Annotated in this window: 20 protein-coding genes; 7 read left to right on the top strand and 13 right to left on the bottom strand. The window is 66.4% G+C overall.

The annotated features are described in order from the left end of the window. Window positions 1–7 precede the first annotated feature (7 nt). The 11 genes from lpxA to pyrH all read right to left on the bottom strand — a co-directional run bounded on the left by lpxA (window position 8) and on the right by pyrH (window position 10,328). A complete protein-coding gene (gene lpxA / locus FIU89_RS09670) occupies window positions 8–802 on the bottom strand; it encodes an acyl-ACP--UDP-N-acetylglucosamine O-acyltransferase (protein ID WP_152492395.1) in 795 nt (264 codons plus the stop codon). A gap of 5 nt (window positions 803–807) precedes the next feature. Then, window positions 808–1,272 carry a 3-hydroxyacyl-ACP dehydratase FabZ gene (gene fabZ / locus FIU89_RS09665; RefSeq protein WP_152492394.1) on the bottom strand — a complete coding sequence of 155 codons (465 nt, stop codon included), beginning with the start codon at window positions 1,270–1,272 and terminating at the stop codon, window positions 808–810. Between the two features lie 220 nt (window positions 1,273–1,492). Further along, window positions 1,493–2,128 carry an OmpH family outer membrane protein gene (locus FIU89_RS09660; RefSeq protein ID WP_254701846.1) on the bottom strand — a complete coding sequence of 212 codons (636 nt, stop codon included), beginning with the start codon at window positions 2,126–2,128 and terminating at the stop codon, window positions 1,493–1,495. 1 nt (window position 2,129) lies between these two features. Further along, complete coding sequence (gene bamA, locus FIU89_RS09655; protein WP_254701845.1) at window positions 2,130–4,445, bottom strand: outer membrane protein assembly factor BamA; 2,316 nt, start codon at window positions 4,443–4,445, stop codon at window positions 2,130–2,132. Between the two features lie 124 nt (window positions 4,446–4,569). Beyond that, entirely contained in the window at window positions 4,570–4,695 is a 126-nt protein-coding gene (locus FIU89_RS22810; protein ID WP_261391182.1) for a hypothetical protein, read from the bottom strand. A 154-nt stretch (window positions 4,696–4,849) separates the two neighbouring features. Then, the gene (gene rseP / locus FIU89_RS09650; protein WP_152492393.1) at window positions 4,850–6,211 is read right to left on the bottom strand and encodes an RIP metalloprotease RseP; all 1,362 of its coding nucleotides are present in this window, start codon (window positions 6,209–6,211) and stop codon (window positions 4,850–4,852) included. A 6-nt stretch (window positions 6,212–6,217) separates the two neighbouring features. Continuing rightward, complete coding sequence (gene dxr, locus FIU89_RS09645; protein WP_152492392.1) at window positions 6,218–7,390, bottom strand: 1-deoxy-D-xylulose-5-phosphate reductoisomerase; 1,173 nt, start codon at window positions 7,388–7,390, stop codon at window positions 6,218–6,220. Beyond that, window positions 7,387–8,172: a phosphatidate cytidylyltransferase gene (locus FIU89_RS09640; RefSeq protein ID WP_152492391.1), complete on the bottom strand. Its 786-nt coding sequence runs from the start codon at window positions 8,170–8,172 to the stop codon at window positions 7,387–7,389. Before FIU89_RS09640 ends, dxr begins: the two co-directional genes overlap by 4 nt. Beyond that, window positions 8,169–8,891 (bottom strand): isoprenyl transferase, encoded by a 723-nt coding sequence (locus tag FIU89_RS09635; protein ID WP_152492390.1) that lies wholly within the window; start codon window positions 8,889–8,891, stop codon window positions 8,169–8,171. The genes FIU89_RS09640 and FIU89_RS09635 overlap by 4 nt, the downstream gene beginning before the upstream one ends. Window positions 8,892–8,910: 19 nt before the next feature. Further along, a complete protein-coding gene (gene frr, locus FIU89_RS09630) occupies window positions 8,911–9,474 on the bottom strand; it encodes a ribosome recycling factor (RefSeq protein ID WP_152492389.1) in 564 nt (187 codons plus the stop codon). A 122-nt stretch (window positions 9,475–9,596) separates the two neighbouring features. Continuing rightward, on the bottom strand, window positions 9,597–10,328 hold the full coding sequence (pyrH, locus tag FIU89_RS09625) for a UMP kinase (RefSeq protein ID WP_152492388.1): 732 nt from the start codon (window positions 10,326–10,328) through the stop codon (window positions 9,597–9,599). A gap of 177 nt (window positions 10,329–10,505) precedes the next feature. Between pyrH and miaA the strand changes: the two genes are divergently transcribed. The 4 genes from miaA to FIU89_RS09605 all read left to right on the top strand — a co-directional run bounded on the left by miaA (window position 10,506) and on the right by FIU89_RS09605 (window position 14,528). Beyond that, window positions 10,506–11,399, top strand: a complete 894-nt coding sequence (gene miaA / locus FIU89_RS09620) for a tRNA (adenosine(37)-N6)-dimethylallyltransferase MiaA (RefSeq protein WP_152492387.1) — start codon at window positions 10,506–10,508, stop codon at window positions 11,397–11,399. Between the two features lie 108 nt (window positions 11,400–11,507). Then, window positions 11,508–12,305 (top strand): AraC family transcriptional regulator, encoded by a 798-nt coding sequence (locus tag FIU89_RS09615; RefSeq protein WP_152492386.1) that lies wholly within the window; start codon window positions 11,508–11,510, stop codon window positions 12,303–12,305. Window positions 12,306–12,421: 116 nt separating this feature from the next. After that, a complete protein-coding gene (locus tag FIU89_RS09610) occupies window positions 12,422–14,089 on the top strand; it encodes an ABC transporter substrate-binding protein (RefSeq protein WP_254701844.1) in 1,668 nt (555 codons plus the stop codon). Between the two features lie 43 nt (window positions 14,090–14,132). Then, complete coding sequence (locus FIU89_RS09605) at window positions 14,133–14,528, top strand: cupin domain-containing protein (protein ID WP_152492385.1); 396 nt, start codon at window positions 14,133–14,135, stop codon at window positions 14,526–14,528. 15 nt (window positions 14,529–14,543) lie between these two features. Here FIU89_RS09605 and FIU89_RS09600 read toward each other — a convergent pair whose 3' ends face one another. Then, on the bottom strand, window positions 14,544–15,140 hold the full coding sequence (locus FIU89_RS09600) for a lytic transglycosylase domain-containing protein (protein WP_152492384.1): 597 nt from the start codon (window positions 15,138–15,140) through the stop codon (window positions 14,544–14,546). Between the two features lie 237 nt (window positions 15,141–15,377). Here FIU89_RS09600 and ssb point away from each other — a divergent pair, with 237 nt between their 5' ends. Together ssb and FIU89_RS09590 are read left to right on the top strand one after the other, a co-directional pair. Beyond that, the gene (gene ssb / locus FIU89_RS09595) at window positions 15,378–15,878 is read left to right on the top strand and encodes a single-stranded DNA-binding protein (protein WP_152492383.1); all 501 of its coding nucleotides are present in this window, start codon (window positions 15,378–15,380) and stop codon (window positions 15,876–15,878) included. A gap of 14 nt (window positions 15,879–15,892) precedes the next feature. Then, on the top strand, window positions 15,893–16,198 hold the full coding sequence (locus FIU89_RS09590) for a hypothetical protein (protein ID WP_152492382.1): 306 nt from the start codon (window positions 15,893–15,895) through the stop codon (window positions 16,196–16,198). A gap of 4 nt (window positions 16,199–16,202) precedes the next feature. Here FIU89_RS09590 and FIU89_RS22260 read toward each other — a convergent pair whose 3' ends face one another. Then, a complete protein-coding gene (locus FIU89_RS22260) occupies window positions 16,203–16,340 on the bottom strand; it encodes a hypothetical protein (protein ID WP_172978075.1) in 138 nt (45 codons plus the stop codon). A gap of 38 nt (window positions 16,341–16,378) precedes the next feature. Here FIU89_RS22260 and FIU89_RS09585 point away from each other — a divergent pair, with 38 nt between their 5' ends. After that, a complete protein-coding gene (locus tag FIU89_RS09585) occupies window positions 16,379–17,290 on the top strand; it encodes a GNAT family N-acetyltransferase (protein WP_152492381.1) in 912 nt (303 codons plus the stop codon). Window positions 17,291–17,340 lie beyond the last annotated feature (50 nt).

Raw genomic sequence — 17,340 nt, 5'->3', positions numbered from 1 at the left:
GCGCGCCTCAGCCCGCGCCGGGGGTGAGGAAGGACCGATCGCTTTCGGCCAGCACGAAATTCACGATCTGACGCACATAGTCGCTCTCGGTCTCCTCACCCAGCCGGCGGGCGCGGTCCTGGAACGCGCCTTCGCCCTGCGCCAGCATCTGGAACGCGGCGCGCAGCGCGGTGATGTCCTTGCGCGCCACGCCACGCCGCTTGAGACCCACCAGGTTCAGACCATCGAGATGCCCGCGCGGCGCCTGGACCAGGCCGTAGGGAATCACGTCGTTGGTCACCATGGTGACCGCGCCGATGATCGCGCCCTGCCCGATGCGCACCCATTGGTGCACGCCCGAAAGCCCGCCGATGATCACGTCATCCTCGACCACGCAATGGCCTGCAAGGGCGGCGTTGTTCACGATGATCACCCGGTTGCCCACCTGCACGTCATGCGCCACGTGACAGCCGGCCATGAAAAGCCCGTCATCGCCCACGCGGGTGATGCCGCCGCCGCCTTCGGTGCCGGAGTTCATCGTCACATGCTCGCGGATGCGGTTGCGCTGGCCGATGACCAACCGCGTCTTCTCGCCGGCGAATTTCAGGTCCTGCGGGATCTCTCCGATGCAGGCGAAGGAAAAGATCACCGATCCGTCCCCCACTTGCGTGTCGCCGGTCACGACCACGTGCGATTTCAGAACCACATCATCGCCCAAGCGAACTTCTGGCCCGACATGGCAAAACGGGCCGATCTCGACCCCGGCGCCGATCTGGGCGCCCTCCTCGATGACCGCACTGGAATGGATGCGCGTCTCGGCCATGCGGGTCACTCCTTCGGCAGGTCCATCATCGCGGTGAAATCAGCCTCGCAGGCCAGTTCTCCCTCGACCGTCGCCTCGCCGTGAAAGCGCCAGACCTTGCCGCCGGGCTTGCCGCGCGTGGTGGTCACCTTCAGCTCCAGCACGTCGCCGGGCACCACCATGCGGCGGAACTTGCAGCCCTCGATGGCCATGAAATAGACCAGCAGATCGCGGTCCTCCATCTCCAGCGCGGCGCCCACCATGACGGCGGCTGTCTGCGCCATCGCCTCGACGATGGTGACGCCCGGCATGATCGGCTTGGCCGGAAAGTGGCCCTGGAAATGCGGCTCGTTCATCGTGACGTTCTTGATGCCGCGAGCCGAGGAGATCCCGTCCATGTCCACGACCTTGTCCACCAGCAGGAACGGATAGCGATGCGGGATCAGCCGTTGGATGCGGCCGATATCGGCGCTGTCGAGAGGGGGGGTCATGTGTCGTTTATTCCTTCTGCCCTGTCGCGCGGGCCTCAGCCGTCGCGCCCGGTGTCCCGGCTTAGCAACTCGGCTCCGGCGGGGCAAGCGCGGCGGCGTCCGCGCCTGAAGCGTTTCGCGATAAACCTGTGTCACAGCTGACCCGCGAAACGCAGCACGACAGCCAATCGGTGCACACGTCTCGCCTTTCGCTGATGGCCCAGGTAAGTGGCGAAACGCTTTAGTTGTCGGTCGCGTCTTCGGTGCCGTCCCCGGCGGCGTCGTCCTCGCTGCCGGCCTGCGAAGGCTCCCCCTCATTGCCCGCACCGTCGCCCAGCGTGGCGTCGATGCGTTGCACCGCGGCGCTGGTGATGTCGACGACATCGTCCTGCAACAGCACCGTGCGCCGGTCCATCACCACCGAGGCCCCGGCCTCGCGCATCAGTTCGACCAGCACAGGTTCTACCTGGCGCATGAAATCCAGAGGCGCGCGTTCGCGGTTGCGTTCGTGCTGGCGGACCCGGCGCTGGCTGTCGGCGCGGATCTGCTGCACCTTCTCGTCAAAGGCGTCGGCCAGGGCGCGGAAATTTTCCGGAGATGTCGTATCCCGCTGTTCGGTCAGCGCCCGTTCCTCGGCTTCCAGCTCGGACTCGAGCTTGCGGTTGAGCGCGATCAGGTCCTCGCGCTCCTGCTGCAGGCGGGACGTGATGGCTTGCCCCATGCGGGTATCCTCGAACAGGCGTTCGGGATCCACTACCAGGATATCGCTCTGCACCACGCCGACGTTCTGCGCCAGCGCGGGCACGGCGCCACCGGCGACCCAGGCCGGGACCACCAGCAGGGCCACCGACATCAGCAGCGCCCGTAGCGGCCTCATCTCAGAATTCCGTGCGTACCGTGATATCGAACTCGCGCTCGATGTCGCCCGGCTCTTTCTTGAGCGCTTTCGAGAAGTTCAGCCGCAGCGGACCGAACGGCGAGTCCCAGAACAGCGACAGGCCGACGACGTGGCGCGGATTGAACCCGGTCGATTGCGCCGCACCGATCGTGTCGACGTTCCAGATCGCGCCGACATCGTAGAACGCACCGCCCGACAGGCCGAATTCCTCGGGCGTGCCCAGCGGGAATTCCACGTCGAACTTGGCGACCGCATAGAGGTTGCCGCCCAGGTGTTCGCCATTCTGGATCGGGCCCATTCCGTTGGAATCGAAGCCGCGCATCACCTGCCCGGTATAACGGTCGATGGCGCGGGACTGATCACCGCCCATGAAATCCAGCGCACCGGCCTCGACCGAGGCGCGCAGCGTGATCTCTTCGTTGAAGGCAAGTTTTTGCCCGGCCACACGCATGGAGTACTTCATGTACTCGAGGTCTCCACCAAGCCCGTTATATTCCACGCCCGCATCGATCAGAACGCCGGCATTGGGGTTGAGCCCCGTGCGCCGCGTGTCGAAGACGACGCGCGTGCCGATACCGCTGGTAAAGTAATCGCCCTGCGCGACCTCGGCGGCGAGAGTGGGCGAAACGCCGGTATAGTCATCCATCTCCTGATAGCCGGCGCGGTAATACAGCGACAGGCGGCTGTTCTCGGACACGGGGAAGGTCAGGCTGGGCTGGAAGACGCCCTGGACGGTGTCGTAAAGACTGTTGTTGCCATCGGTTTCCAGCAACGAGGTCTGGATCGCGAATTCCACGTCGCGGCCCAGGAAGGCCGGCTCGGCAAAGGAAAGGTTGTAGTTCGCAGTATCCGCCGAGGCCGCGATCTGTGCTGTCACGCGCTGGCCACGGCCCAGGAAATTGCGCTCGGAAAAGCCCAGCGTCAGGCCGAACCCGCCGTCCGAGCTGTAGCTGCCGCCGAAGGACAGCGTGCCGGTGGTGGTTTCCTCGACATCCACGTCGACCACGACCTGGCTGGGGTCCGACCCTTCGCGGGCCTCCACGTCCACGTCCTCGAAATAGCGCAGCGCGCGGATGCGCTCGGCGGCTTCGCGAATCTGGCGCGGGTTGAACGGGTCGCCCTCGACCGGGGTGAACTGCCGACGGATGACGCGGTCCAGCGTGGTGGTATTGCCCTCGATGTCGATGCGTTCGACAAAGACGCGCGGCCCGCGCACCAGCATGAACTCCACGTCCAGCGTCAGCTCCCGCTCGTTGCGGGTGATGACCGGCTCGACCCGCAGGAAGTCGACACCCTGCTTGATCGCCAGCCGTTCCATCCGCGCGATCGAACTCTCGACCAGAGTGGGCGAATAGACGACGCCCGGGCGAATCTTCAGCACGTTCTGATATACGGCGGCATCGGCCTCGGGGATCTCGCTCGTGGTGGTGACCTGCCCAAAGCGGAATTGCTGGCCTTCCTGCACGTTGAAGGTCACGAAATAGCTGTCGCGTTCCTGCGCCAGTTCGGCGTTGGTGCCGGTGACCCGGAAATCCACGTAGCCGCGCGACAGGTAGAAATCGCGCAGCACCTGCTTGTCGAATTCCAGCCGCTCGGCATTGAACGTGTCGCGCGAGACGATGGCGCGCAGCAGGCCCGCCTGCTTGCTGTCCACCACGCGGCGCAGCCGGCGGTCGGAATAGGCCCGGTTGCCGACAAAGCTGACCCGGTTCACCTCGATCGCACCGCCCTCGAAGATCTCGTAGACCAGGTCGATGCGGTTGTCGCTGCGGCGGATCACCTTGGGCTGGATCCGGGCCGAGACGCGGCCGTTCTGTTCATAGGCCTCGGTCATGATGGCAATGTCGCGTTCCACCCGCGACGGGCTGAACACCTGGCGCGGCTCGCTTTCGATGAACCCTTGCAGATCGGCGTCCTTGATGCGCCGGTTGCCCTCGAAGGCGACGCGGTTGATCGTCGGGTACTCGATGACCCGGATCACCAGCGTGTTGCCCTGCGGGATGACCTGAACGTCCTCGAAAAGACCGCTGGCGCGAATGCGCTGCGCGGCGTCGTTCAACTGACCGGCGCTGACCGTCTCGCCCCGCGCGATGCCCGCCTGGCTGAGGATCGTGCCACCCTCGATCCGCTGGTTGCCCTCGATGGACACGTTGGTGAAGCGGTAGCTTTGCGCCTGCGCCGGCGATGCGGCGGACAGGGCGGCGGCCATCAGGCCGGCCGCGAAAAGCAGCGAAAGAAAGTGCGTTGAATAAAGCCCTGAAAAGCGCTTTGTCCCCAACCCGATCGACAGTTTCATCAGCAAACCCAATCAGCCATCCCAATGGGCAAAAGCACTACCGGGTCCGGGGAGGGTTGTCAAAACGAGTATGGGAGATTTTTGCGTGAGTGCGTCGTTACGGCGACGCTGCGATCCGCGGCCCTTACAGAGAGCCTACAAAGGCCCCGGCCCAGAGCGCGACGGCGATGGTCGCAAGATACAGGATGCGGTCCCAGTTCAAATTCACCAACAGGGTCATCCCGCGATATCCGTTCAGAACGTGTTGCATGTAGTGTCCGGCCTTCAACGCGCTTGTGATCAGGGTATTACCCGGCTTTTCCGATTCTTTTGTGACGATACTCGGGCGGAAAAAATGACGTTTTCAGGGCAGGCCGCGTGCGCCCTGCCCCGCTCTTCCCGTCGCCGCCCTGGTATCGGTCCGATCAGGGGCAGAAGATGTCGTTGAACAGCGCGAACAGCATCACGCCAAGCACCAGCGTCAGGCCCACGGTCATCATGATCCGCAGCGCGCGTTCGCTGGGCGGCCGGCCGGCCACGGCCTCGTAGGCGTAAAACACCAGGTGGCCGCCATCCAGGACCGGAATCGGAAACAGGTTCAACAGGCCCACGGCGGTGGACAGCACCGCGATGAACCAGATGAAGCTGTCCACGCCCTGGCTTGCCATCGCGCCCGACACCTCGGCGATGCCGATGGGTCCCGACATGTTGCAGCTGCTGATCGCGCCGGTGATCATGTGATAGAGGCCCGACATCGACCCCGAGATCACCGCCCATGTCTGCGACACCGCGCCCGACAGGGATTCGCCGAAGCCGCGCGGCCCAGTCTTCAATTCATAGGGCAGACCGCCGACGATGCCGATCCGCCAGTTGGTCTCGAACCCGCCATCCTCCTGCGGCTCATCCACCCTGCGCGGCGTCAGGTCGAATTCCATCAGGTCGCCATCGCGCCACACGTCCAGCGCCACGGTGGCGCCGTCCGAGCCCTCGACCACGTCCTTGAGCTGATCGAACGCATAGATCCTCTCGCCGTCCAACCCGACGATCACGTCTTCCTGCTTCAGGCCCGATTCGAACGCCGCCGAACGGGGCGACAGCTGGGTCACCAGCGGCGGCTGCGGGTGCGGTCCGGTCGCCGTGACAACCTCGCCGTCGCGGCGCACCTCGTAGTCCAGCAGGGGTTCTCGCGGCAGCGCGTCGATGAAGGTCTGGAAGACCTCTTGGTCTTCCTCGTCCATGTTGATCAGCGTCGGAATGTCCTGCCCTTCGATCGCCAGCAGTTCGTCGCCCTCCTGCAGGGTGACACCGTCGAACGGCAGCGGGCGCAGGTTGTCGATGACATAAGGCTCGGTGACCTTGCCCTGGCTCATGATGATCGCGCCGAAGACAAGGATCGACAGGATGAAGTTGAAGACCGGCCCCGCCGCCACGGTCAGCGTCCGCGCCCAGAGCGGCGCGCCCAGCATGGTCTTGCGCCTGATCTCGGGCGGCATCTCCTCGACCGTTCCGTCGCTGGTGCCGCTGGCGGCGTTCGCGTCGCCCATGAACTTGACGTAACCGCCGAAGGGAAGTGCGGCCAGTTGCCAGCGCGTGCCGTGCCTGTCCATCCGGCTGAACAGGACCGGGCCGAACCCCAGCGAAAAGACATCCGCCTTGATGCCGCACCAGCGCCCGACGATGTAGTGGCCGTATTCGTGGATCGCCACGATGACCGACAGGGCCGCGAAAAAGGCCAGAAGGGTCAGGGCAAGGCCACCGAACTGCGGGAGAAAGCTTAATCCGTCCAAGGTCTGTTATCCGTCCTGCTCTTTCGCCACGCTGTCGACATACATCCTTGCCAGATGGTCCGCGCGGGCTGTTGTATCAAGGGTCATCGGCCTTTGGGCGATCTTGTCATGCCCCTCCAGGCGGGCCAACACCTCTTCGACGATGGTGTTCATCTGCATGAATCCGATCCTGCCGGCGATGAAATGGTCCAGCGCACGCTCCTTGGCCGCGTTGAACACAGCGCCCATCAGGCCCCGCGCCTCCATCACGTCGCGCGCCAGCCGCAGGGCGGGGAAACGCTCCGGGTCCGGCGCCTCGAAGGTCAGCTGTCCCACCCGGGCAAGGTCCAGCGGAGCGACCGGCAGGTCGCGCCGTTCGGGCCAGTTCAGCGCATAGCCGATGGCGTGGCGCATGTCGTGCGGGCCCATATGGGCCATCATCGCGCCATCCACGTAATGCACCATCGCGTGAACCAGGGATTCGGGATGGATCAGCACTTCGATCTGATCGGGCTGCACGCCGAAGAACTCCCGCGTCTCGATCATCTCCATCGCCTTGTTGAACATCGAGGCGCTGTCGATGGTGATCCGCTGGCCCATGTCCCAGTTGGGATGGGTCGCGGCCTCGTCGGGGGTGGCGTGAACCAGCTGGTCCAGCGGCCAGTCGCGAAAGGCGCCGCCGCTGGCGGTGATGATGATGCGCTGCACGGCGACGGCGTCCTCGCCCACCAATGCCTGGAAGATACCGGAATGTTCGCTGTCCACCGGCAGGATGCGCGCGCCCGCACGCCGCGCGGTGCCCATCATCAGCTGCCCCGCCGCCACCAGCGATTCCTTGTTGGCCAAGGCCAGCGTCGCGCCGGTGCGCAGCGCCGCCAGCCCCGGCGCCAGCCCGGCAAAGCCGACGATGGCCGACATCACCCAATGGGCGTCGCGCTCGGCGGCCTCTTCCAGCGCGGTCGCTCCGGCGGCGGCCTCGATATCGGTGCCGCGCAAGGCCGCGCGCAGATCGTCCAGCAGGCTGTCATGCGCGGTGACGGCGATCTCGGCGTCGCAGGCGATGGCGTCCTGCGCCAGTTGCGCGATGTTGCGCCCGCCGGTCAGGGCGACGACCTGGAACGCGCTGCGGTCGCGCTGCACAAGGTCCAGCGTGTTCTGCCCGATCGAGCCGGTCGCGCCCAGGATGCTCACCCGCTTCAAGCGCCGGCCCCCGGCATCAGACCCACGGCCCAGAACAGCAGCGCCGCGGCACTGCTGCCCAGCATGGCGTCGAAGCGGTCGAAGACGCCGCCATGGCCGGGAATGAGGCTCGAGCTGTCCTTGATTCCCTTGCGGCGCTTCACGGCGCTTTCGGCGATGTCGCCCATCTGCCCGGCAAAGCCCACCACCATCGACATCGGCACCAGTTCCAGCCCCATGCCCAGCGGCCCAAGAAAGAACATCCCCACGATCCCGGCCAGAAGCCAGCCCGCGATGGTGCCCGACCAGGTCTTCTTGGGGCTGACGCGCGGCCAGAATTTCGGCCCTCCCAGCATCCGCCCGGCGAAATACCCCGCCACGTCCGAGGCGATGACGACCAGGATCAGCCACAGGATCCACAGCGTTTCATGCCCCGCGCGCAACCACAGCAGCGCAAAGCAGGCCAGCAGCACCCAGGCGACCACGACAAAGGCCAGTGGCCCGTCTTGGGCGGTCTGGCTGGCCGCGACCAGCGCGAGGCCCAGCATCAGGGGCAACGCGAAGGTGCCGGGCAGGAAATTCAGCGCGACCATCACCACCGTGGCGGCAATCCCCAGGCCCACGGCCTGGCGCGTGGCGAACATGCGCGCGGTTTCCCACACCATGACGCCGCAGATCGCGCAGACCAGCACTATGAAGAACAGCCCGCCCTGGTAGACCCCGAAGGCGCCCAGCACCAGCATCAGCACGCCCGACAGCGCCCGCCGACGCAGGTCGGACCACTTCGCGCCGCCTGCACTCATGCGGTCACGGCCCCGAACCGCCGGTCCCGCACGCCATAGCCGCGCAAAAGCTCGCCAAAGATTTCCGGCGTGAAATCGGGCCACAGCGTGTCGATGAACTCGTATTCCGCATAGGCCGACTGCCACAGCAGGAAGTTCGAGATCCGCGCCTCGCCCGACGTGCGGATCACCAGGTCGGGATCGGGCAGCACGCAAGTGTCGAGGTACTTGGGCAGGGTCTCCTCGTTGACGTCCTCGGGGCGCAACCGGCCCTCGGCCACGTCACGCGCCAGGCGCTGGGTGGCGCGGCTGACCTCGTCGCGCCCGCCATAGTTCAGCGCGATGGTCAGGTTCGTGCCGGTGCATCCTTGGGTCATCGCCTCGGCATCGTCCATCAGCCGGCGCAGCTTGGCGTCCAGCCGCGGCCGGTCGCCGATAAAGCGCACGCGCACGTTCTTGCGCACGAATTCTTGCATTTCCTTCATGATATAGCGGCGAAACAGGCTCATCAGCCCCGCCACCTCGGTCTGGGTGCGCTTCCAGTTCTCGGTCGAAAAGGCGAAGATGGTCACATAGTCCACCCCGAAGTCGGGACAGGCGGTCACGATCTCCTTCACCCGCCGCGCCCCCGCATGGTGCCCGAAAAGGCGCGGCCGCCCGCGCTTTTGCGCCCAGCGACCGTTGCCGTCCATGATGATCGCCACATGGCGCGGGCCACGCCCGGCGGATTGCTCCTGCATGTCTCGCGCCCCTGTCATCTCAGACCTGCATGATTTCGGCCTGCTTGGCCTCCAGCGCCTCGTCCACGGACTTGATGTGCAGGTTGGTCATCTCCTGCACCTCGGTTTCCCAGAATTTCTGGTCGTCCTCGGACATGCCGTCGGCCTTGGCCTTCTTGATCTGGTCCATGCCGTCGCGGCGCACGTTGCGGATGGCGACGCGGGCGTTCTCGGCATATTGCGCGGCGACCTTGGTCAGTTCCTTGCGCCGCTCCTCGTTCAACTCGGGGATGGGCAGCATGATGATCGTGCCGTTCATCTGCGGATTGATGCCCAGCCCGCTTTCGCGGATGGCCTTTTCCACCTTGTTCACCAGGCCCTTGTCCCAGACATTGACCGTCACCATGCGCGGCTCGGGCACGTTCACCGTGCCCACCTGGTTGATCGGCGTCATCGCGCCATAGGCGTCCACCATCACCGGCTCCAGCATCGAGGCCGAGGCCCGGCCCGTCCGGAGTGAGGCAAATTCCGTCCGCAGGCTGGTCATCGCGCCGTCCATGCGCCGCTCCAGGTCCTTGGTGTCCAGTTCGAAGTCGTCGCTCATCTTACATCCCTTGTTCTTCCGGACGGTGGTCTCGCCTCTATACCGGCAAGTTCCGCCCATTGTATAGGCCCCAGTCCCGTAGGAAAGCCTCAGGTTTCGAGTGGATTTCGCGCAGACGGCCCCTAGCCGCCAACCTTCGTATACGTGCCCGTCCCGTCCAGGATCGAGCGAAAGCCGCCCGGCTCGTCCAGGCTGAAGACGATGATCGGCAGGTTGTTGTCGCGCGCCAGCGCGATGGCGCTGGCATCCATCACGCCCAGGTGCTTGGCCAGCACCTCGTCATAGCTGACCTCGTCGAACCGCGTGGCGTCGTCGTGTTTCATCGGGTCCTTGTCATAGACCCCGTCCACCTTGGTGCCCTTGAAAATCGCCTCGCAGGCCATCTCGTTGGCGCGCAGCGTGGCCGCGGTATCGGTGGTGAAATAGGGGTTGCCTGTTCCGGCGGCGAAAATGCAGACCCGCTTTTTCTCCAGGTGCCGCACGGCGCGGCGGCGGATATAGGGCTCGGCCACCTCGTCCATGCGAATGGCGGTGATCACCCGGCAGAAGACGCCCAGCTTTTCCAGCGCGCTCTGCATGGCCAGCGCGTTCATCACCGTGGCCAGCATCCCCATGTAATCGGCGGTCGTCCGCTCCATCCCCTGCGCGCTGCCCTGCAGCCCGCGAAAGATGTTGCCGCCGCCGATCACCATGCAGATCTCGACCCCCATGTCGTGCACCGATTTCACTTCGCGCGCGATCCGCTCCACCGTGGGCGGGTTCAGACCGTAATTCGCGTCGCCCATCAGCGCCTCACCGGAAATCTTCAGCAGGACCCGGCTAAACGTGGTCTCGGGGGCGGCGGCGTCTGGCATGGGGCGGCTCCTTATGCGCGGTCTTGGAACGGTCCCGGTGCGGGTCGTCTCTTGGCGCGCAAAATGGGCGAAAACGCCCCCGGGTTCAATCGCCAAACCGGGCCGCGGGGCGCGGGGATGCCCGGATTTCCGCCAAAGCCGCTTAAAACCGGCGTGGAAACGTCCTAAACGAAGGACATGACCGCCCTGCCCGACATCCCTCCCGGCATTCCGCCGGACCGGCCCGTGCTGATCGCCGGCCCCACCGCCTCCGGTAAATCCGCCCTGTCGCTGGCCCTGGCCGAGCGGGACGGCGGATGCATCGTCAACGCCGACGCGCTGCAGGTCTTCGCCAACTGGCGCATCCTCACCGCCCGCCCCTCGCCCGAGGACGAGGCCCGCGCGCCCCACGCCCTCTACGGTCATGTGCCGGGCGATGCCGCCTATTCCGTGGGCCACTGGCTGCGCGACATGGCGCCCCTGCTGCGCGACGGGCCCCGTCCGATCATCGTCGGCGGCACCGGGCTGTACTTTTCGGCCCTGACCGAGGGGCTGGCCGACATCCCCGCCACCCCGCCCGAGATCCGCGCCGAGGCCGACGCGCGGCTTGCCGAGAGGGGCCTGAGCGGCCTGCTCGACGATCTCGACCCCGACACCCGGTCGCGGATCGACACCGCCAACCCGATGCGCGTGCAGCGCGCCTGGGAAGTGCTGCGCGGCACCGGCACCCCCCTGGCCCGGTGGCAGGACGCCACCCCGCCCCCGCTCCTGCCGGCCGACAGCGCCACGCGCCTCCTGGTCGACGCGCCCAAGGACTGGCTGACCCCGCGAATCGAACGCCGCTTCGACTTGATGCTGGACGCCGGCGCCCTGGACGAGGCGCGCGACAACCTCGCCTCATGGTCCCCCGCGCATCAATCCTCCAAGGCCATCGGCGCGCCGGAACTCATCGCCCACCTCAAGGGCGAAATGACGCTCGACGCCGCCCGCGAAGCGGCGATCATCGCCACGCGGCAATATGCCAAGCGACAGCGCAGCTGGTTCCGCGCCCGCATGAAAAACTGGCAAACCCTCGCCGCCGCCGCGCTGTGACCGGGCTTTGTCCTTGTCACGCCTGTACAGAATCGGACATTCCTGCGTCCAATTCGATGCAATCTCTGCGCTCTGCGTACAGAATCACGACAATCGAGGTGCCGGACCGTGACATCCCATCCGCAACTCCAGACGCTCGCGCAGTGGATCGGACCGGGCGCATGGCGCGCCAGCCTGCCCCATAGCGACCCGCACCACGTGTTCCTGTGGATCACCCGCGGCCAGGGGCGCTGCCTGGTGGGCGGACGGCGGCGCGGGCTGGCGGTGCATACCGCGCTGGTGCTGCCCGCAGGGTCTCTCTTCGCGCTCGACCCCGGCGCGCAGAGCTTTGGCCTGGCCTGCCGCATTCCGCCGCGAACCGGCATCCTCATGCCCGACGAGCCGGTGCTCCTGCGCGTCCGCGACCCGCGCGCGCAGGCCGACCTGACCACCCTGCTGGAAACCATGCAGCGCGAACAGAACGAGGCGCGCGACTTCATGGACGAGGCGATGACCGCCCATGCCCAGCTTCTGACGGTCTGGCTGCGCCGCGCCCTGATCTCCGGCGCCGACGAGGCCCTCGCCCCCACCGCGGCCCATCGCCTGGTCGAGGCCTATGCCGCGCTGATCGAACGGGATTACACCACCGGCGCCTCGATGCAGGATTTCGCCCGGCATCTCGGCGTCACGCCAACGCATCTCAGCCGCGTGTGCAAGTCTACGGCGGGGCTGACGGCCTCGGCAATGCTGACGGGCCGCGTCCTGCACGCCGCCCGCAACCTGCTCGAAACCACCGACCGCGCCGCCAACCAGGTCGCCGCCGATCTCGGTTTCAGCAGCGCCGCCTATTTCTCGCGCTTCATCCTGCGCCATACCGGCAAGTCGCCCTCGGACCTGCGCCGCACCGCCCCGCGCAAGGCCGCCTGAAACCCCGCCGGTCACGCGTATTTCAGCACACCCGGTTGATTTCCGCGCGGGCGGGATGGAAAGTGAGACCTGTTGCCTCATTTATTCCCGCACCGCTCGTTGCAAGGCCCACGCCCATGTCCTCACGCCCCCATGTTCCGCTTCATCCCGCCCTGCCCGCGCTCAACCGCGCGCTCAGGCGCGGGGCGATGGACCGGCGCGAGTTCCTGACCCGCGCCTGTGGCCTCGGCCTCTCCGCGCCGCTGGCCCTGTCGATGGCCGGCCTTCCGGCACCGGCCCGCGCGCAGGACACGGCCCAGATCGTCCCCGGCGGCACCCTGCGCATCCAGCAGAACGTCAAGGCGCTCACCGACCCCCGCACCTATGACTGGAGCGAGATGGGCAACCAGACACGGGGGTTCCTGGAATACCTGGTGGAATACGGCCGCGACGGTACCGTGCGCGGGATGCTCCTGGAAAACTGGGACGTGAACGCCGACGCGACCGAGTATCGCTTGAACGTGCGCGCCGGCGTGACGTGGAACAACGGCGACCCCTTCACCGCCCGCGACGTGGCCCGCAACCTCGAACGCTGGTGCGATGCCTCGGTCGAGGGCAACTCGATGGCCTCGCGCCTCAGGGGCCTGTGCGACCCCGACTCCGGGCAGATCCGCGAGGATGCCGTGCGCGTGGTCGACGACACCGCGCTCGTCCTCACGCTCGCCAGCCCCGATATCGCGCTCATGGCCAACCTGTCGGATTATCCCGCGGCGGTGATGCATTCCAGCTATGACGATGGCGACCCGTTCGAGCATGGCATCGGCACCGGCCCCTTCCGCCCGGTCGAACTGTCCGTCGGCCAGCGCTGCGTGCTGGAGCGCAACTCCGATCATCGCTGGTGGGGCACAGACGTCCTGGGCGGGCCTTACCTGGACCGGGTCGAGTTCATCGACCTGGGCACGAACCCGTCCAGTTGGATCGACGCCGCCGAGGGCGACCGCATCGACCTGCTCTACGAATCCGTCGGCCATTTCATCGAGGTGCTCGACGCCATCGGATGGACCCGGACCGAAACCGAAAGCACCGCCACCGTCGTGATCCGCGGCAATGCCCGGGCCGAGCTCGAGGGCACGCGGCCCTATGCCGACCCGGTCCTGCGCCGGGCGCTGGCGCTCGCGGTCCGCAACGAGACCTGCCTGGAGCTAGGCTATTCCGGCTATGGTACCGTGGCGGCCAACGACCATGTCAGCCCGGTTCACCCCGCCCATGCCGATCTTGGCCCGGCCCCGTTCGATGCCGCCAAGGCCCGCGCCGATCTCGAGGAGATCGGGATGCTGGGCTACGCGCACGAACTGATCACCGTCGACGACGAATGGCAGCGCAACACCGCCGATGCCGTCGTCGCCCAGCTGCGCGACGCAGGCCTGACGGTCCAGCGCACGGTCCAGCCCGGCGTCACATTCTGGCAGAACTGGCGCGACTACCCGTTCTCGGTCACCCAGTGGAATCACCGCCCCCTTGGCGTGCAGGTGCTGGACCTCGCCTACCGTTCGGATGCCGTGTGGAACGAGACCGGCTTTGCCAATCCCGAGTTCGACCGCCTGCTGGACCGCGCCATGTCGATGCCCGACGTGGACACGAGGCGGCAGACGATGGAACGCCTGCAATCCATCCTGCGCGAGGAGGGCGTGATCATTCAGCCCTACTGGCGCACGCTCTACAACCACCACAATGGCCGCCTGGCAGGGGCCGAGAAACACCCCTCGAACGAGATCCACCTGCACAAGATCGGCTTTACCGGCTGATGGCGGCGCGGACCGACAGCCATGACATCCCGAAAGGCCCCCCATGAAGATAACCCGCTCCGGCACCAACCCCTCCAAGCCCGGCCCGGACGAGTATTTCACCGGCACCGTGCGGCTCGATCCGCTCTTCACCGCCGAGGCGCCGGGTCGCGCCGCGGGCCTTCACGTCACCTTCGAGCCGGGCGCGCGCACCGCCTGGCACACCCATCCCGCCGGCCAGACCCTGATCGTCACCTTCGGGCAGGGTCGCGTCCAGCGCGACGGCGGCCCGGTCGAGGAGATCCGGCAAGGCGATGTGGTCTGGTTCCCGGCGGGCGAAAAGCACTGGCACGGCGCGTCGCCCGACACGGCCATGAGCCATATCGCAATTCAGGAAAGCATCGACGGCAGTGCCGTCAGTTGGATGGAAAAAGTCTCCGACGCCGATTACTACGGCTAGGCCGCGCGACGCGGCCTACTGCCCGTAGATGATCTTCACGTAGTTGCGGGTTTCCTTGTAGGGCGGAATCCCCTTGTATTTCTCGACCGCCTTCGGCCCCGCATTGTAGGCCGCCAGCGCCAGCCGCCAGGACTTGAAGGTGCGGTACTGTTCCGCCAGGTACCGCGCCCCGCCATCGAGGTTCTGGTGCGGGTCATTGGGATCGACCCCCAGATAGTTCGCCGTGCCGGGCATCAGCTGCGCCAGCCCGATGGCACCCTTGTGCGACACGGCGCGCGGGTTCCAGCCCGATTCCTGCTGCACCAGCCGCAGGAACAGGTTTTCCGGAATCCCGTGGCGGCGCGCCGAATCCTTGGCGACGTTCAGGTATTGTCCCTTGTACTTGCCGCTGTATCCCACGGCGGGGGCCGCGTCGTCCCATTTGCTGGGCGTGTGAACCTTCTGCGGCTGCAGACGGATCGAAGCGTTGTATTGCTGCTTGGCCCGGGTATCCAGCACCCGCGTCTGCGAGCTGAACACCCGCTGTTTGCCCTTGGTCGAGAGAATATCCGCCGTGGCCGCCATCGGCCATGCCAGTGACGCGCAGGTCACTGCAATCGCGAGCTTCCGCATTCTGGTTACCGTCCCTTGCTGTCCCACTACGATCCTCCGGTGCCTTGTGTCCCAGGGCCCGGTTCGAACCGTCTCGGTGCGCACTATACCGAACTCGGCTCAAATTGCCAGACTTGCGCTCCGCATTCCTGTCCGGCACCGCCCGCCTTGGAACTTCCCTGAATTTTAGCCTTTTCTTCATGCCTTCGGGGTGATGTAAGGTGAACGTTAACCAAGAGACCGCAGCAGGAGGGCGCCATGGCCGGTTCCGTCAACAAAGTCATTCTCATCGGAAACCTGGGGCGCGACCCCGAAGTGCGCACGTTCCAGAACGGCGGCAAGGTGTGCAACCTGCGCATCGCCACGTCCGAGAACTGGAAGGACCGCAACACTGGCGAACGGCGCGAACGCACCGAATGGCACACCGTGGCGATCTTCAACGAGGCGCTCGTGCGCCTGGCCGAGCAATACCTGAAAAAAGGCTCCAAGGTCTATATCGAGGGCAAGCTGGAAACCCGCAAATGGCAGGACCAGTCCGGCCAGGACCGCTATTCGACCGAGGTCGTGCTGCGCCCCTATGCCGGCGAGATGACCTTCCTCGACGGCCGTGACAGCGGCGGCGGTGGTGGTGGCGGCTATGGCGGCGGCAGCGGCGGTGGCTATGACCAGGATTACGGCGGCGGGCCGTCCGGCCCGTCCGACCAGGGCCGCTCGCAACCCTCGCCCTCGCGCGACTACGACGACGAAATTCCGTTCTGATCGGGGGCTGACCGATGCTGTCCTCTCTCTCACCCGAGGGACAGGCCTTGGTCACCGTCATCACCTGCCTGGCGGTGGCCTATTTCATGCTCTACCCCGCCCTGCGTCCGCGCCACGCGTCGCGCATGGCGCTCTACGACGTTGGCGTGACGGGCATGATGCTACTGATCAACAGCTGGCTCTTCTGGGGCACCGGAACCCGCTTTTCGCTCTGGCTGTTCGATACCAACTGGGCCGTCTTCACCATCGTCACCGCACTGATCATCGAGACGCCGCTGATGCTGTGGTACGTTCGCCGCCACGGCATGAACTGGGACTGATCCGCTACCGGATCCACTCGATGACACTCAGCACCACGAAGACCGGTACTGACAAGGCCACCGCCACCAGCCACGCGGCATAGGCCGTGGGCCGCACGCTGGGCGCCGTCACGCCGCGCACCGACATTGTCTTCTTCGCCATGACCGGGATTAACCATGATTTAGGTTATCATCGCCTTAATGGCGGCCATGTCTCTGACCTGGACCCTTCGCGACACCGCCCCCGATCCGCCCGACGCTTGCGCGCTGCACCAGCACCCGCGCTACGGCGCCGCCATGCGGGCCATCGGGGCCGATGTCGGCTGGTACGCGCTGACCCGTGGTGCGCGCACGCTTGGCACCGCGCAGATCCTGCGCCGCCGCCTTGGCCCATCGCGCCTGACATGGCTGCCGCGCGGGCCGGTGCTGGCCCCCGGCACCGACCCAGGCGCGGCCCTGCTGCCCCTGCCCGGCCCCTCCGTTGTTCAGCCTGACACGCCAAGAACCGCCCGCCTCTACCGCTCACACGGCTACCGCGCCCTGCTCACCCCGGCCCACATCGCCGAGCTGGACCTCACGCCGGATCCCGGGACCCTCTTCGCCGGCCTGCACGGCAAATGGCGCAACCGCCTGCGCGCCGCGCAATCCGGCCCCTTGCGCACGCATGACCGCCCGTTCGATCCCGACCGCGACGCCGACCTGCTGACCCTCGACCGGCACCAGCAGCGCACCCGTGGCTACCGCGCCCTGCCGCCGGGGTTCACCTGCGCCTTCGCCGCCACCCACCGGCAGGCCACGCGACTATTCACCGCCCATGACCGCGCCGGAATGCTGGCCTACCTGCTCTTTCTTATGCACGGCGACGTTGCCACCTACCACATCGGCTGGGCCGCCCCCGCCGCGCGCAAGGCTCATGCCCACACTCTGCTGATGTGGCAGGCCATCACGCATCTGCACCAGCGCGGGTTTACCCGGCTCGATCTCGGTCCCATCGACACCGAGGCCGCCCCCGGCCTCGCCCGTTTCAAGCTGGGCACGGGTGCGGTCGCCCGCCCGCTTGGTCCAACACTCCTGCGGCTTTTGCCGCACCGCGGCGCCACCATCGCCGCGTAACACCTTTTTCCCTCTGGCAATTGACGCGCAAAGCCCTTAGGGCCACCACC

The sequence above is a fragment of the Roseovarius sp. THAF27 genome (assembly GCF_009363655.1).
In the GTDB taxonomy this organism is placed as follows: domain Bacteria; phylum Pseudomonadota; class Alphaproteobacteria; order Rhodobacterales; family Rhodobacteraceae; genus Roseovarius.
The sequence above is the reverse complement of the archived record's forward strand: the minus strand, read 5'-3'. Positions and strand labels throughout refer to the sequence as shown.

What these genes read in the sequence shown, in the direction of transcription:
- lpxA (WP_152492395.1), bottom strand. Translation starts at nt 802, where the DNA reads ATGGCCGAGACGCGCATCCATTCCAGTGCGGTCATCGAGGAGGGCGCC.
- fabZ (WP_152492394.1), bottom strand. Translation starts at nt 1,272, where the DNA reads ATGACCCCCCCTCTCGACAGCGCCGATATCGGCCGCATCCAACGGCTG.
- FIU89_RS09660 (WP_254701846.1), bottom strand. Translation starts at nt 2,128, where the DNA reads ATGAGGCCGCTACGGGCGCTGCTGATGTCGGTGGCCCTGCTGGTGGTC.
- bamA (WP_254701845.1), bottom strand. Translation starts at nt 4,445, where the DNA reads ATGAAACTGTCGATCGGGTTGGGGACAAAGCGCTTTTCAGGGCTTTAT.
- FIU89_RS22810 (WP_261391182.1), bottom strand. Translation starts at nt 4,695, where the DNA reads ATGCAACACGTTCTGAACGGATATCGCGGGATGACCCTGTTGGTGAAT.
- FIU89_RS09640 (WP_152492391.1), bottom strand. Translation starts at nt 8,172, where the DNA reads ATGAGTGCAGGCGGCGCGAAGTGGTCCGACCTGCGTCGGCGGGCGCTG.
- FIU89_RS09635 (WP_152492390.1), bottom strand. Translation starts at nt 8,891, where the DNA reads ATGCAGGAGCAATCCGCCGGGCGTGGCCCGCGCCATGTGGCGATCATC.
- frr (WP_152492389.1), bottom strand. Translation starts at nt 9,474, where the DNA reads ATGAGCGACGACTTCGAACTGGACACCAAGGACCTGGAGCGGCGCATG.
- pyrH (WP_152492388.1), bottom strand. Translation starts at nt 10,328, where the DNA reads ATGCCAGACGCCGCCGCCCCCGAGACCACGTTTAGCCGGGTCCTGCTG.
- miaA (WP_152492387.1), top strand. Translation starts at nt 10,506, where the DNA reads ATGACCGCCCTGCCCGACATCCCTCCCGGCATTCCGCCGGACCGGCCC.
- FIU89_RS09610 (WP_254701844.1), top strand. Translation starts at nt 12,422, where the DNA reads ATGTCCTCACGCCCCCATGTTCCGCTTCATCCCGCCCTGCCCGCGCTC.
- FIU89_RS09605 (WP_152492385.1), top strand. Translation starts at nt 14,133, where the DNA reads ATGAAGATAACCCGCTCCGGCACCAACCCCTCCAAGCCCGGCCCGGAC.
- FIU89_RS09600 (WP_152492384.1), bottom strand. Translation starts at nt 15,140, where the DNA reads ATGCGGAAGCTCGCGATTGCAGTGACCTGCGCGTCACTGGCATGGCCG.
- ssb (WP_152492383.1), top strand. Translation starts at nt 15,378, where the DNA reads ATGGCCGGTTCCGTCAACAAAGTCATTCTCATCGGAAACCTGGGGCGC.
- FIU89_RS09590 (WP_152492382.1), top strand. Translation starts at nt 15,893, where the DNA reads ATGCTGTCCTCTCTCTCACCCGAGGGACAGGCCTTGGTCACCGTCATC.
- FIU89_RS22260 (WP_172978075.1), bottom strand. Translation starts at nt 16,340, where the DNA reads ATGGCGAAGAAGACAATGTCGGTGCGCGGCGTGACGGCGCCCAGCGTG.
- FIU89_RS09585 (WP_152492381.1), top strand. Translation starts at nt 16,379, where the DNA reads ATGGCGGCCATGTCTCTGACCTGGACCCTTCGCGACACCGCCCCCGAT.